Annotated in this window: 11 protein-coding genes; 1 reads left to right on the top strand and 10 read right to left on the bottom strand. The window is 66.1% G+C overall.

Going from position 1 to position 13,729, the window contains the following annotated elements; all coding sequences use genetic code 11:
• Window positions 1-510: FtsW/RodA/SpoVE family cell cycle protein (locus tag ACMLHG_RS05995; RefSeq protein WP_417169903.1), on the top strand; the 510-nt coding region annotated here is incomplete at its 5' end.
• On the opposite strand, the gene recD is transcribed toward ACMLHG_RS05995, so the two are convergent.
• The 10 genes from recD to ACMLHG_RS05945 form a co-directional block, all read right to left on the bottom strand.
• A complete protein-coding gene (gene recD / locus ACMLHG_RS05990; RefSeq protein ID WP_417169902.1) occupies window positions 504-2,399 on the bottom strand; it encodes an exodeoxyribonuclease V subunit alpha in 1,896 nt (631 codons plus the stop codon). The two genes, ACMLHG_RS05995 and recD, sit on opposite strands and share 7 nt — an antisense overlap.
• A 3-nt stretch (window positions 2,400-2,402) precedes the next feature.
• Window positions 2,403-6,002 (bottom strand): exodeoxyribonuclease V subunit beta, encoded by a 3,600-nt coding sequence (recB, locus tag ACMLHG_RS05985; protein ID WP_295807871.1) that lies wholly within the window; start codon window positions 6,000-6,002, stop codon window positions 2,403-2,405.
• Window positions 5,999-9,253 (bottom strand): exodeoxyribonuclease V subunit gamma, encoded by a 3,255-nt coding sequence (recC, locus tag ACMLHG_RS05980; RefSeq protein ID WP_417169901.1) that lies wholly within the window; start codon window positions 9,251-9,253, stop codon window positions 5,999-6,001. The genes recB and recC overlap by 4 nt, the downstream gene beginning before the upstream one ends.
• Window positions 9,250-9,771 (bottom strand): DNA-deoxyinosine glycosylase, encoded by a 522-nt coding sequence (locus ACMLHG_RS05975; RefSeq protein WP_417169900.1) that lies wholly within the window; start codon window positions 9,769-9,771, stop codon window positions 9,250-9,252. Before ACMLHG_RS05975 ends, recC begins: the two co-directional genes overlap by 4 nt.
• Window positions 9,764-10,285, bottom strand: coding sequence for a hypothetical protein (locus tag ACMLHG_RS05970; protein ID WP_295807865.1), 522 nt, complete (start codon window positions 10,283-10,285; stop codon window positions 9,764-9,766). Before ACMLHG_RS05970 ends, ACMLHG_RS05975 begins: the two co-directional genes overlap by 8 nt.
• Window positions 10,286-10,382: 97 nt before the next feature.
• On the bottom strand, window positions 10,383-11,120 hold the full coding sequence (gene cobS, locus ACMLHG_RS05965; RefSeq protein ID WP_417169899.1) for an adenosylcobinamide-GDP ribazoletransferase: 738 nt from the start codon (window positions 11,118-11,120) through the stop codon (window positions 10,383-10,385).
• The gene (gene cobT / locus ACMLHG_RS05960; protein WP_417169898.1) at window positions 11,117-12,184 is read right to left on the bottom strand and encodes a nicotinate-nucleotide--dimethylbenzimidazole phosphoribosyltransferase; all 1,068 of its coding nucleotides are present in this window, start codon (window positions 12,182-12,184) and stop codon (window positions 11,117-11,119) included. Before cobT ends, cobS begins: the two co-directional genes overlap by 4 nt.
• A 2-nt stretch (window positions 12,185-12,186) precedes the next feature.
• Window positions 12,187-12,732 carry a bifunctional adenosylcobinamide kinase/adenosylcobinamide-phosphate guanylyltransferase gene (gene cobU, locus ACMLHG_RS05955; RefSeq protein WP_294433040.1) on the bottom strand — a complete coding sequence of 182 codons (546 nt, stop codon included), beginning with the start codon at window positions 12,730-12,732 and terminating at the stop codon, window positions 12,187-12,189.
• Window positions 12,729-13,307 (bottom strand): histidine phosphatase family protein, encoded by a 579-nt coding sequence (locus tag ACMLHG_RS05950; protein ID WP_417169897.1) that lies wholly within the window; start codon window positions 13,305-13,307, stop codon window positions 12,729-12,731. The genes cobU and ACMLHG_RS05950 overlap by 4 nt, the downstream gene beginning before the upstream one ends.
• Window positions 13,298-13,729 (bottom strand): cobalamin biosynthesis protein (locus tag ACMLHG_RS05945; protein WP_417169896.1); only part of this gene is annotated, 432 nt, incomplete at its 5' end. The genes ACMLHG_RS05945 and ACMLHG_RS05950, both read right to left, overlap by 10 nt.

The raw sequence follows: 13,729 nt of genomic DNA, 5'->3' as shown, positions 1-13,729 counted from the left end.
GCGCTTTTCGTCTGGAGCCACCCCTACGCCTGGCGGCGGATTACCGGATTGTTTCAACCGGAACTGGATCCGCTGGGCAGCGGCTGGCATGTCCGGCAGTTTGAGCTGGCCATTGCGCGCGGGCAGTTCTTCGGGGAGAAGCTCGGGCACGCCGTCTGGAGCAACGCTTATCTGCCGCTCTCCTACAACGATTCGGCGTTTGCGACGATGGCGGAGACGCTCGGATTTTTCGGCACATTGCCGGTCTACCTCGGCTTTGCCCTGCTGATCGCGTCGCTGGTGGTGCTGGCGAACCGGTTCGATCTGGAGTTCGACGCCCGGCTCTACATTCTGTCAGCGGCGGCGCTGATCGGAATTCAGTCGCTGGTGCACATCAGCGTGAATCTCTGTCTTCTACCGCCGACCGGGCTGACGCTGCCGCTCATCAGCTACGGCGGCAGTTCGCTCATCGGCTGCTGTCTGATGCTGGGAATCGCGCTGAGCGCGGCCCGCTGCCGCCGGAGTTACTGAAGACGTCCGGCGCGTTCGGCCAGCCGGGCGGCGAGGCCGGAACGGCGGATGGTCCGGTTGGCGAGGGTGGCGGCGAGGATCGATTCCTCCGCCCGGAGTTCGACGCGGCGTCTCGCGCGGGTGATGCCGGTGTAGAGCAGTTCCCGGGTGAGAACCGGCGACTCCTGATCGGGGAGCACCAGCAGAACCCGGTCGAATCCCGACCCCTGGGATTTGTGGACGGTCATGGCGAAAACGCACTCGTGTTCCGGCAGTTCGACCGGGTGGAATCCGTTTGCCCGGCCGGGGAAGCGCACTTCGATGCTGCCGGGATGGCGGGCGGATTTCCAGACGATGCCGATGTCGCCGTTGCTGAGGCCGGTTTCCGGATCGTTTCTGAGCATGATAAGCGGCAGTCCCGGCGCATAGTCCGCTTCGAGGCCGGTGAGACGGCGCATGAGTTCGTTGAGCTGTTCGACTCCGTACGGACCTTTGCGCACCGCGGCGAGGATGCGGAAGGCGTCGAGCTGGCGGAAGGCGGTCTCCAGCGCGGCGTCTCCGCCGTCGGCGGCGAGTCGCTTCAGATCGCGGAAGGCGGTTCCATCCGGCTCCGGACGGCTGATTTCGGCGGCGAGTTCCGCCTCGAAGGAGACCGGGGAGAGCGGTCGGGTGCGGAAGTCCGGGCAGTCGAGCCGGGCGATTTCGGCGGCGAGTTCCGGGGCTTTCCCGTCGGCGAGATTGCGGATGGCGGTGCTGATTTTGCCGATCTGCGGCGCGTTGGCGAAACGGTGGTTGCGGACGAGTTCGGCGACGGCGCCGGAGAGCGGAAGGTTCCGGGTGACCGCGTCGGGGAGAATGCCGGTCTGAAGTTCGGCGAACCGGCGGACCGCCGGAGAAAAGGCGTTGCGCTCGGCGCTGTCGCAGAGGTCGGCGAGCACGGCGCCGGACTCCACGGAGGCGAGCTGATCCTTGTCGCCGAGCAGTACCACCCTGGCGTCCGGCTTGAGCGCTTCGAGGAGCGCGGCCATCAGCGAGAGCGGAATCATCGAGCACTCGTCCGCGACGATGAGGTCGCAGGGCAGGGGGTGTTCGCGGTTGAAGCGGAATCCGCCTGTCTCGAAATCGGGGCGCAGCAGGGAGTGGATGGTCGAGGCGGGGAGTTCCGCAAGTTTCTGCCGGATTTCCGGATGGTCGTCGAGGGCGAGTTTCGCGCCGTCCTGCAGGAGCGATTCGCGCAGGCGCGCCTGCGCCTTGCCGGTGGGGGCGCAGAGGGCGATCTGCAGATCCGGACGGCGTTCCAGCTCGAGGGCGAGCAGCGCGGCGACGACGGTGGTTTTCCCGGTGCCGGGGCCGCCGGTGATGACGGTGAAGGAGTTGGCGAGTGCGGCGCAGACGGCGATCTGCTGATAGTCCGGTTCGCCCGGGGGGGCGGTGCGGAAATTGCGCAGCAGCCGGGGGAGCCGTCCGGCGGGAAGTTCCGGGATGGCGGGCTCCTGCTGATGGCGGCGGAGAACCTCGTCGGCGACGACCGCCTCCGCATGGTAACAGCGCTGCAGATAGAGCCGCCCTCCTGTGTCGAGCAGAAGCGGAGTCTCCATGTTCCCGGTGGTGCGGCGGAATGCGGCGGCGTATTCCGGGCGCTGGAGCGCATCGATCCACGCATCGAATCCGGGCAGACGGAGGGGCGTGCCGGTGGCGGGCTGGAGGAGTTTTTCCGCCCACTCTTCGAGCAGACAGCAGCTGTGTCCGGAACGGACCGCCCGGCAGGCGAGTGCGGCGGCGAGGAAGAGCTCCGGGGCGGAATCCGTGCCGCAGAGCCGGAGCATTCCGGCGGCGAATTCCAGATCGATCGCCTTGAATTCGCCGGTGGCGGCCAGTTGGGAAGAGAGTGCGGCGATGTCCTGATTCATACGTTACCCGATGACGGCCTCCAGTTCCCGGATCAGCCGGAACTCCGGTTTGTCGAAGTAGACGCCGCGGCCGGGGACTTCCGGTGAGAGGCCGCGCAGAAAGAGATAGAACACACCGCCGAAGCGGTCGCGGTAGTCCGTTTCCTCGAACCGGCCGAGACGCTGTCGAAGGTATTTGACCCAGGCGACGGTGTAGATGAGATACTGCATGAAATAGAAGGTGTGCCACATTTCGCGGCGGAGTTTTTCCGGGGAGAAGTTGGCAAGGTCGTTGCCGGCGCGGTTGGTTTTCCAGTCGACGATGTAGAACTTCCCCCGGTGTTCGAACACCAGGTCGATGATTCCGTTGAGAAATCCGCCGGAAACCGCCCGTTCCCACTCCGGATATTCGACCGCGCCGAACCGTTCGCGGAGAAACCCGTCGAGCAGCCGCTTGAGATCGCCGGTGGTGAAGGCGCGGTGAAAGGCGTAGGTGAATTCCAGCTCCGAGAGCCGTTTTTCCGCCGGAATCTCCGACAGGGTGAAGCTGGTGCCGTCTCCTGCCGGGAGCGGCGAATGAAGCGCGTTGCAGATCAGTTCCGAAGCCGATTCAATCACCGTCTCGCGCCGGAGCGGGTCGCGGAGCAGGCCGTGGATCTCCAGCTGAGGAGTCACCGCGCCGCGCACCGCCTCTTTGCTGATGGAGAAGTCGATGATTTCGAGAGTCTTGTGGATGGCGTTCCCCGCCTCTTTCCCGCCGGGGAGGGCGAAAGGTCCGGCGTCGTCCGCCTCTTCCGCCGGAGCGTCGCCGGGGAGTTCGTCGTCATAATCGGCCGCCGGACTCTCCAGCGGCGGTACCGGCGTGTCGTCCGCCGGTTTGAGTTTCGAGTAACTGGCGCAGATCCAGCCGGGCGTGACGGCATTTCCCCACTCCACGAGAACCGGTTCCGGCGCTGGTTCGGCGTCTGGATGGTAAATCTCTCCGGTGAGCGGCGGGAGCGGCTCCGCCATTTCAGGCGGAATCTCCAGCGGCAGGTCGCGCCGGGCGTGGGTGCTCCCGGCACAGTCCTTCAGCTCCTCAAGCCCGGCGTTCTTCATGCGGAACAGCCATTCGATGGGGGAATCCTCCGGCCGGGTTCTGCCGTGGGTTCCGCAGAAGAGGGCGCAGCGGTACTTGGCGCGGGTGAGGGCGACATAGGCGAGCCGGAGCTGTTCCTGCATGCGCTCGTTCTGCTCCGCGCACCGGGTTTCCGGCGAATCGCTCAGGTCGTATTCCAGCAGGCCCCGGTCGTTGTGATAGGGGCCGTGCTGCTGTGACCGGTTCGAGGAGGCGACGCAGAGCCAGAGGGTCGGGAGCAATACGACCGGGAATTCCAGCCCCTTGCTGCCGTGCAGCGTCATGATCTTCACCGCGCTCCGTTCGGTTTCGAGCTGCTGAAGCTCCTCCTCCGGCGGCTGTTTGTCGCCGGGATTCTCGATCTTTCCGGCGAGGAAGCGGATCAGTGCGTTCATGCCGAGCCCGCGCCGGAAACTCTCCTGCTGGAGCAGATCCCCCAGCTGCAGCAGGTTGGAGACCTGCCGCTCCCCGCCGGGAAGGGCGAGCAGCCGCGGCGCGACGTCGAACTCCCGGAGCAGCCGGGTGAACATTTTCAGAAAGGATCCTTCGATCCACTCTTTCGCCAGAATCCGGAACTTCTGCTGGAGGGCGAGCCGTTCCTCCTCCCCCTCCGGCTGCTGGAGCCGGAGCAGCTGATCGAGCGAACAGCCGCCGACCGGAGTGCTTAGGGCGTTCATGATCCGGCGCGAATCACTTCCGGCGGCGACCCCCTGCAGAAAGGTGAGCAGTTCTCCGGCCTCCGGGGCATGGTAGATGGAGTCACTGCGGGTGAACACAGTGGCGATGCCGCGGAGGGCGAGGGCCTGACGGATGGCGGCGGCCTCGTACCGGTTCCGCACCAGAATCGCGATGTCGCCGGGGCGGAGCCGTCGGGAGCTGGTCCGGTCATCCGGATCGGGGAGGGCCGCTTCCGGAGCGTTGAGCATTCTCACCGCGAGTTCGGCGCAGTACTTCGGCCAGCTCTCGGTGTGAAGCTCGGGATCGCGGTAGATCCGGAGCGGGGAGGGGGAGGATTCCTCACCGGCCTCCCCGTTGCCGGGGGCGTGGATCTCCGGCAGGGTCAGCACCTCCGGAGGAACGGCGAAGGGGGCGTTGTGCTCCCGCCCGAAAATGCGGTTGACCGCCCGGATCATGCCGGGGGAGGAGCGGTAGTTGGTGTCGAGCGAATAGACGCGGCCCGGCTCCACGTCGTTCCGGGCGCGGAGGTAGGTCGCGAGATCGCCGCCGCGGAAAAAGTAGATCGCCTGGCGGGGATCGCCGACCAGAAAGAGGGTCTTCTGCGGTTCCGCTTCCACAAAGAGCTTCTGAAAGATGCGGTATTGAACCGGGTCGGTGTCCTGAAATTCGTCGATGATTCCGGCGGAAAACTTCTGGCGGAGCTGTCCGGCCAGCGGACTGCCGGGGAGATCGAGCGCGTCGCGGACCAGCCGTGGCATGTCGTCGAAGGTCATGAGGTTGCGATCGCGCTTGAGCTCTTCGAGCCGCCGGAAGGCGAATTCGGCGCCGCGGAGCAGGAAGAGGGCGCGGAAGCCTTCGAGCTCGTTGGAAAATTCATCGAGCATCCGCATTTCCGGCGTATCGAGCGCGGCCGCGAGCAGGGCCGGTTTGCCGCCCCCCTTGCTGAGACTGTTTTCGAGGGTGTCGCGACGGAACAGCGAGAGGGTTTCCAGAAGTGCGGGCGTCGCCGCCCCGGTGCGGCGGAACGCGTCCAGAGCCGCGTTGTAGAGGTCGAAATCCTCCTTGCGGAACGGTTTTTTGAGGAATCCCGCACACTCCTCGACCGGCAGACGTTCCGGCAGGGTGCGGAGCCGTTCGAGTTGCCTGGCCAGCCGGTCGAGCCGTTCGCCGATCGTTTCCGTTTCCCTCAGCGGAACGGAGGCGCGGAACGTGAGCGACTCCCGTTTTACCCGGTATTGCGCGACCTGAAACAACGCTTCGGGGGTCAGTTTGAGGTGAGTGCCGAGCGCGGCCAGAAGGACGGCGTGTTCCGGCGCGTAGAAATATTTCCGGTAAAAATCCATCGAACATTGCCGGAGCAGCTCATCGCAGTCGCTCTCGACGTTGTTCTCGAAGCGGACGCCACTTTCGAAAGCATTCTCCTTGAGCACTCTGGAGCAGAATCCATGGATGGTGCTTATGACTGCGTCGTCGAAGTCGGTCAGCGCCTGCCGGAGCAGGTCGGCGGGTTCCGGTCGGTTCCAGGCGTCGATGCGGTCGAGCAGCAGGGGAATCCGGTCGTCGTCGCACGGCTGACGGTTGACGAGGTGGTCGAAGCACTGGAGGAGCAGTTTCCGGATGCGGGTGCGCAGTTCCGCGGCGGCGGCTTCGGTGAAGGTCACCACCAGAAGCGAGGTGATCGGCAACGCCCGTTCCAGCAGGAGCCGGAGCACGAGGGTTTCGATGTTGTAGGTCTTCCCGGTTCCGGCGGCGGCTTCGACCAGATTGATGCCGTCGAGCGGCCAGTCGAGCGAGGAGCTGTTGTTTGCGGTGGCGGCGGGGGTGCTCATGAGATCTCCTTTTGCAGTGGCGGCATGAGCTCATCCGTCAGCCGGGCGAATTCAGAGAACACCGCCGGATCGTTGAAATCCGCCTCATTGAAACAGAGGGCGATGGCCGGATCGTCGAGATCGCCGGGGCGGTCGGCTTGACGGGAGGAACGGAACTCTTTGATGGCGGCGAGTTTCCGCTCTGCATCGCTTCGTTTTTTGGAATCGGCGTAGGCCGCGGAGGCTCTGGCAAACACCGGCAGGGGGCGGCGCATTCCCTCCCGGAACGATTCGAGTAACCGCAACAGTTTTTCTTCCGCCTCTGCGGCGGGCAGCGGCGGAATGGTCCGTTCGCAGAACGTTTTGTGTTCGAAGAAGAGGGCGAACGAGACCACCCCTTCCGGAAAGAGCACGTTGAGCAGAAGGTGCCGCAGATGCAGTGAGACCAGACTGGTCCAGGTCATGCCCGAACAGCGGCGGAACCAGTGTTCCCGCCGGAGGGCGTCGCCGTCGGCGATGCCGGTGAGGCGGGTGCCGCCGACGGCAAGATCGATGAGGATGCGGTGATCCGGGCCGGGCAGCCGTTCCTCGCGCCAGGGGGCGGGGCAGCGTTTCATCGTCTCCAGCGTCTGCAAAAAGAGGAGTTCGCCGTTTTCGCCCAGCGGCAGTCGGCCGCCGCGGAGCAGAGAGCGTTTCAGCTTCGCCGGGTCCTCCTGCCGGTTCAGGGCTTGATCGATTGCCGTGCGGAGCTGGTAGTGTTCCAGCGGGTCGAGCACGATGGGTTCGTCATCCGCCAGCGTCAGCTCCTCTTCGAGGAACCGGGTGCCCGCCCGGTTTTTCAAAAACCACCGGCAGGGGTTGGAGAACATCTGCTCGAGTTCGTCGAGGGGAATCGACTCCGGCAGCGGTTCCGGCGGCAGCGGCGCGGGGCGTCGGCCGGTCTGTGACGGCGGCGGTGCGGCGGCGGCTCCGGCGAGGGCGGCCGCCGCGCGGCAGTTCCCGGCGGAGTAGGAGCGCAGATCGAGGCCGCAGTCCGGCCGGAACCCGTCCGGATGGAACCCCTGCAGTCTGGTTTCGCTCACCTGAAAGCCGGGGAAACTCTGCTGCATGCAGTTGAGAAATTCCGTCAACGGCACCGCGGGCGGGAGTGCGGAGCCATCCTTGAGGCTTCTGCCCTGATAGAAGAGCAGAAGGTTGCGCCGGGCGGAGAGAATCGCTTCGAGAAAGAGATAGCGGTCCTCTGCCGGCCGGGAGCGGTCGCCCGGGCGCGGGGTGGCCAGCACGTTGAAACCGAGCTTGTTTTCCCGCCGGGGGAACTTCCCTTCGTTGAGGCCGAGGATGGCGACCACCTGCATCGGGATGCTCCGCAGCGGCACCAGCGAACAGAAGGTGATCTTCCCCCGCAGAAAACTGGCTCCCCGGACCGGTTCTTCGAGGGCGGAACCAAGGCGGTCGGCGGCGGCGTCCACCGGGATCGGGCGATTGTATCCGGCTGTGGCCGCGGTTTCGGCGAACGCGGCGAAACTGGCGCGCAGTGCCGCCAGCTCCGCCGCCGTCTCCCGGCTGGAGAGAAAGAAACTGTCGAGAATCCGGTTGAACCGGGTCTGCCATTCGGCGGGGGAACAGGGGCGGGCGAGTTCCGGGCCGAGCGCGGCGAGCTGGCGGACGAAACGGATGAAGTTGCCGAGCAGATCCGCCTCTCCCTCCGGAATCGCCCCGAGTTCCCGGAGGCCTTCGGCGGCCTCGGAATCCGGCGTTTCGGTCATGGCGAAGGCGAGCAGAAGCCGATCCAGCCCCTGGCTCCAGGTGAACTCTTCGAACGGCACGCCGCAGAATTTCCGGTGGGACTCCGCGTCGAATCCCCAGCGGATGGCGGCCCGGCCGGTCCAGCGGGAGATGGTTTCGAGGGCCTCCTCCGGAATGTTGAACCGTGCCCGGAGTGCGGGCTGGTCCAGAAGTGCGGTCACCTCCGATGCTTCGAAGCGCTCCGCAGGCAGTTCGAGCAGTCGGAGAAAGGTGTCGGCGAGCTGACCGGCGGAGCGGAGACTGCGGTCGGAGATGGAGTACTCCCCGGCCAGCGGCCCCTGGTCGAACACCGCGCGGATGTAGGGTTCATACTGGTTGATGTCCGGCGCCATGACGATGATTTCGCGCGGCTGCGGCGGGGCGGAATCGAGTTTGCCGTTCATCAGCGTGAGCAGCTGTTCGTGCAGAACCTCCACCTCGCGGCGGATGCCGTGGCAGTTGAACACCCGCACCGAACGGTCGCCCGGCGGGATCGCGAGCGGTTTGCCGACCAGAAAGCCGTCGCCGTCCGGCCGCCGGAGCCGGAGCGAGAGGATGTCCTCCTGCAGTGCGGTGAGCATCGTGTAGGAGGGGTATTCCGGACCGGCCTCGCCGCCGGGAACATACTCTTCGAAGGCGGTCTCCTCCACGGTGTGGCACAGTTCGTGGAGTTCGATCACCCGGTTGAAGAATTCGCGTCCCTGCCGCCCGAACGAGGCGAGCAGGGGATTCTGGTCGAATTCGGCGTCGGAGATCTTCGCCGGCCGTTCGCCCCAGTACTCCCGGCAGGGGTTGAGGTAGAAGAAATTCACTTCCCGGAAACGCGAAAGGTGCTGGAAGAACCCGAGGTAGATCGGCGGCATCGCTCCGGCGCCGAAGACGCTGACCCGTTCCGGAACCCGTCTGCCCGCGGCGTTCAGTTGAAAGAACTTCTGAAAATAGAATTCCCGCCCTTCCGCGCCGTTTTCGCGCAGGGCGAGGTAGAGATTTCTCTGCCAGAGGTGGCGTTCGGCGCCCCTTTCGCCCGCGGCCCAGCGGAGCAGTTCCTCCTGCCGGTAGACCTGATACTGGTCGAAGAGTCCGGCGATTTTGGCGGCGAGCTGGAGGAGTTTTCTGGCGTCGCCGGTGAGGTAGCGGGCGAGTTCCGGGACGCGGTGCGCCTCATCCTCGAGCAAAGCGGCGAGCCGCCACGCCATCACCTCCTGCGAGAAGAGTTCGCTGTCGCGCCGGAACGCCGCCGCCGTCGCCGGGTCGAAACACTGCAGCATGGTGCGGCGGACGAAATTCTCCAGATAGGGCAGCTCGAGATTGGCGGCGATGCCGCCGTTTGCAGCGAGAAACTGGGTCAGCCAGTCGGCCATGCCCTGGGTCTGGATGACGATGGTTTCCGGGGTGAAGGGATCCGCCGGCGGGTGGCGGAACACCGCGTCGAGGTAGAGCTCCGCCAGACGTTCGAGCTTGTTGCCGGTGTAGAGGTGAAAACTCATCGGGCGGCGTCTCCTCCGGCGAAGAAGCGGCGGAACGCTTCCCGTTTGGTTTCAAACGAGTAGAGCGCCGCCGCCGGGCTGGTGGAGGGGAGGCGCACGACCTCCAGCGCCGGGGTCCGGACAAGTTCCGGGAAACAGCGGCGGAAGAGTTCATAGGAGCGCCCGCCGTTGCAGCCGATCCTCCGGATGCCGGGGCAGCGCGCCAGCAAAGCCGGAATGTCGTTGGGGCGTTCAAGTTTGAGGTTGCTGTCGAGACTGCCCGGGCGGAAGCCGGAACCGGCCACATCCCAGAGTGCAATCCGGTGAAGCATCAGCGCCTCGAGCCGTTCGGCGTAGGGGAGGGCCGGATCGAAATTCCAGAGTTCGCCCATGATGCGCCAGAATGCGTTTCGCTTGTGGGCGTAATACTGAGCCTGCCGCAGCGATTCCTCGCCGGGGAGCGACCCGAGGATCAGAAAGCGTGCGTCGGGCCGGGCGACCGGGGCGAAGGAGTGTTTGAGTTCGCGCTCTTCAGTCATGGGGGTGCCCCTCGATCAGCTTCCGGTAGAATGCGGGCCACTCCGGAACTTCTTCCGGCGCACGGCAAAACCGGCCGTTCGCAAAACACCGCTGCTCATCCGGAGTGCGGGCGAGCAGAAAATCGACTGCGGCGCGACGGAGCGGGCCGCAGAGCCGCAGGAGCCCCCCACAGCTTTCTCCCGGCGACCAGGCCACTTTGCAGGAGAACTCCCGCCGGATTGCCGCCGCGTAGCGCAACGGGTAGAGAAGCGCGCCGTGCAGGTGGAGCAGATCGGCGTCGCGGCAGTATTCCCGCAGGTCGGCCAGAAGTTCGGGGCTGCGTCCGGCGCCGGGCCACGGGAGGAGGCGCTCCGGCAGTGCCGAAAAGGGCACGCCGGGCGGAGTGACCGGGCCGGGGAGGAGCGAGAGAATCCGCACCGTGTCGCCGGAACGCTCCAGTTCGCGGCAGACGGCGGCGAAGAAATCGTGTTCCGCCGCGCGCGGCAGGCGGGGAATCAACTGGATGATCTTCACGTGTTCCGGCTCCTTTTTATTCAATATACAGGCGATGGGGAAAAAATCCACCTCGCAAGGTGAATTTTTCCGCGTCTCATGCCGCCATTCTGCCGGTTCAGCGGGGCAGAAGCAGGAGCAGGGCGAGCAGCAGAAGGAGTTCCGAACACTCTTCGCTGCAGCCGATGGTGTCCCCGGTTGCGCCGCCGATCACCCGTTTCGTCACGAGACTCCAGAGCGCGGCGCAGAGGAGCACGGCCAGCACCGCGCCGACGCCAGGAATTCCGAAGAGGAGCCACCCCGCCGCGACGGGGAAGAGCGTCGCCGGAACGAGGGCCGGATACGGGTTGATCTGGAACCAGATGCCGCCGAGCCCGTCGGGGCGGGCGTAACGGCTGGTGGCGATGTGGAAGAGCAGGCCGCAGCGGCCGGCCAGGAGCGATAGGCCGAAGGCGGCGGGCAGGAGCTCCGGCGGGAACGAGAGGCAGGCGGCCGCCTTGAGGCCGAGCAGGGCGAAGACGGCGGCGACTCCCATCGAACCGGTCCGGCTGTCGCGCATGATTTCGAGCTTGCGCTCCCGGGTGCGGCCGGAGAGGAAGCCATCCGCGGTGTCGGCGAGACCGTCGAGGTGGAACCCCTTGGTCAATGCCTCCGGCAGAACGGCGCAGAACATCGCGGCGACGGCGGGGGGAAAGCCCCGCGTGAGAAGTTCCGCCGCGCCCCAGCCGAGGGCGCCGAAGAGAAGCCCCGCGACCGGAAAGAAGGGCAGGGCGCGTTTCAGATCCTGTTCCGTGGCCGCGAATTTCCCGAGCGGCAGGACCGACAGCACCGAGAGGGCGGCAAGAAACGGTCTCATTGGAGCCCCTCCCGGGAGACGTCGGCGTGCTCGAAGGAGTCCATTTCGCGCAGCAGCGCGACGGCGGCGTCGGCGAGGTGCATGGCGAGTGCCGCGCCGGTCCCTTCGCCCAGACGCATGCCGAGGTCGAGCAGCGGCTTTTTGCCGAGGGTGGCGGCCATGATGCGGTGGCCGGGTTCGGCACTGCCGTGGGCGAGGATCATGCTGTCGCGCGCGGCGGGCGAGAGGGTCGCCGCGATCAAAGCTCCGGCGCTGGAGATGAAGCCGTCGATCAGCACCGGTTTGCGAAGCGAGGCCGCGCCGAGGATCAGCCCGGCGATGCCGCCGATTTCAAAGCCGCCCAGCTTGGCGAGCAGGTCGATGCCGTCGGCGGGATCGGGCTTGTTGCATTCGATGCCGCGCCGGATCACCTCCGCCTTGTGATCGAGCCGCGAGGCGGCGAGTCCGGCGCCGGGGCCGACCACCGAACGGACGTCGACGCCGGAAAGCACCGCGATGATCGCCGACGAAGGCGACGTGTTGCCGATGCCCATTTCGCCGGTGCCGAAGAGGTCGGTCTCCGGAGCAAGTTCGCGGGCGAGGCGGATGCCGTTTTCGAGTGCGGCGACCGCCTGCTCGCGGCTCATCGCCGGACCTCGGGAGAAGTTCGCGGTGCCGCGGGCGACCTTGCAGTCCACCAGCACGCCCGCCCGGACCAGGTCGGAGAGGTCGTCATCGACGCCGAAGTCGGCCACGGTGAGTTCGGCGCCGGCCTCGCGGGTGAGCACCCCGATGCCGCCGCCGCCGCGGACGAAGTTGCGGACCGCCTGCGCGGTGATCGACGAGGGCTGGGGGCAGACCCCCTCTTCGACAATGCCGTGGTCACCGGCCATCAGGACGATCCGTTTGCGTGCGACCGGCGGCGTTTCCCTGCGGGTGATTCCGGCGAGATCGACGGCGAGGTCGAGCAGCCGCCCGAGCGCCCACGGGGGCATGGCGAAGTTGAGGATGCGCGTTTCGGCACGGCGGCGGAATTCGGGGGCGGCCGGTTCGATGGAGCGGAGCGTTTCTTCGAGCAGTTTCATGATTATTTGATCCTTTGTGCGATACCGCAGACAGTGAAATACAACGCATCGGCGGCGGCGGCGATTTTCTGGCCGCAGCGCCCGGAACAGTCGCGGAACCGGCGGGCGAGCGGCGACTCCGGCACGATCCCCATACCGACCTCGTTGAGGACGGCTACGACGATGCCGGGGAAGGCGCGCAGTTCGGGAATCAGCCGGTCGCATTCGGCGGCCATTTCCGCTTCGCCGAACTCCCGTTTCTCCTGTTCCGCCCGGAAGAAGAGGTTGTTGATCCAGAGCGTCAGGCAGTCGATGAGAATGCCGTCGCCGCCGGAATCCGCCGCCTGACGGAGGGCGGACCCGAGGTCGATTTGCTCCTCAATGGTCTGCCAGTGCCCCTCTTCGCGCCGCGCCCGGTGGCGGGCGATGCGTTCGGCGAGTTCGCCGTCGAACACCGGACAGGTGGCAAGGTAGAATTTGCGGCTCGCCGTTTCGGTGACGAGCTGTTCGGCGAAGAGGCTCTTGCCGCTGCGGGCGCCGCCGGTCACCAGAATGAGACGGTTTTTCATGGCTGGAACACTCCCTGATGAAAGTTGAGAACGGTGATGCTTCCGCGCGGCGGCAGGAGTTCGTGCTGCCGTTCCGCGGGCAGATGGTGCAGTGTCGCGAGAATCCGCATGGCGGGACCGCCGTGGGTGACGACGGCGACAATTTCGCCCGCGGTTCCGGCGAAGAGTTCGGCGAACGCCGCGTCGACCCGGCGCCGGAAGGCGGGGAAACTCTCCCCGCCGGGGAAGCGCATTTCGCCCGGGGATTCGCTCCAGCAGCGGAGCTCCTCCGGCGTGGCGCGCTGTTCGATCTCCGCAAAGGTGAGCGCCTCCCATGCGCCGAAATCGATCTCCGTCAGCCGGGGATCGAACCGGATTTCACGGCCCGGCGCGGCAAGTTCGGCGGTCTCAACGGCGCGCCGGAGCGGACTGGAAACGACCGTTTCCGGGGCGAAGCTGGCGAGTTGCGGCGCGAGATTCCGCGCGGCGGCGCGTCCGGCTTCCGAGAGCGGCACATCGGTCGAACCGATGTAGCGCCCGCGGTATTCGTCGGGCACTTCGCAGTGGCGGATGAGCAGAATCTGTCTTATTTGCACAGCGACACCCCGATGATAAGAAGAATGCAGAATACGAGTGTGGAAGCGGTGGTGAGCCGTTCTGCCCGAAGGAGATCGCCGGTCGTGAGTTCCGCCCGGCCGTCGCCCCAGAAGGGGTAGGGCTCCGGAATTCCGCCGTAGACGGTCGGGCCGCCGAGGCGGATTTCGAGCGCTCCGGCGAACGAGCCCATCCCCCACGCGGAGTTGGGGCTGGGGTGGTCGTGGCGGTGGCGGAATCCGGTCCGGAGCGTGCGGGAAATTCTCCCGCCGACCAGCGGCGCGGCAATGGCGACCGCAAGAAGCGTCAGCCGTGCCGGAATCAGGTGAAACAGATCGTCAACGCGGGCGGCAATCCGGCCGAAGAAAAGGTAGCGTTCGTTGCGGTAGCCCCAGCAGGCGTCGAGGGTGTTGGCGCACCGCAG

Source organism: Victivallis sp., from assembly GCF_048170485.1.
Taxonomy (GTDB): domain Bacteria; phylum Verrucomicrobiota; class Lentisphaeria; order Victivallales; family Victivallaceae; genus Victivallis.
The sequence above is the reverse complement of the archived record's forward strand: the minus strand, read 5'-3'. Positions and strand labels throughout refer to the sequence as shown.

Coding starts and splice junctions, on each gene's coding strand:
- recC (WP_417169901.1), bottom strand. CDS start 9,253: ATGAGTTTTCACCTCTACACCGGCAACAAGCTCGAACGTCTGGCGGAG.
- recB (WP_295807871.1), bottom strand. CDS start 6,002: ATGAGCACCCCCGCCGCCACCGCAAACAACAGCTCCTCGCTCGACTGG.
- cobT (WP_417169898.1), bottom strand. CDS start 12,184: ATGAAACTGCTCGAAGAAACGCTCCGCTCCATCGAACCGGCCGCCCCC.
- recD (WP_417169902.1), bottom strand. CDS start 2,399: ATGAATCAGGACATCGCCGCACTCTCTTCCCAACTGGCCGCCACCGGC.
- cobU (WP_294433040.1), bottom strand. CDS start 12,732: ATGAAAAACCGTCTCATTCTGGTGACCGGCGGCGCCCGCAGCGGCAAG.
- ACMLHG_RS05975 (WP_417169900.1), bottom strand. CDS start 9,771: ATGACTGAAGAGCGCGAACTCAAACACTCCTTCGCCCCGGTCGCCCGG.
- cobS (WP_417169899.1), bottom strand. CDS start 11,120: ATGAGACCGTTTCTTGCCGCCCTCTCGGTGCTGTCGGTCCTGCCGCTC.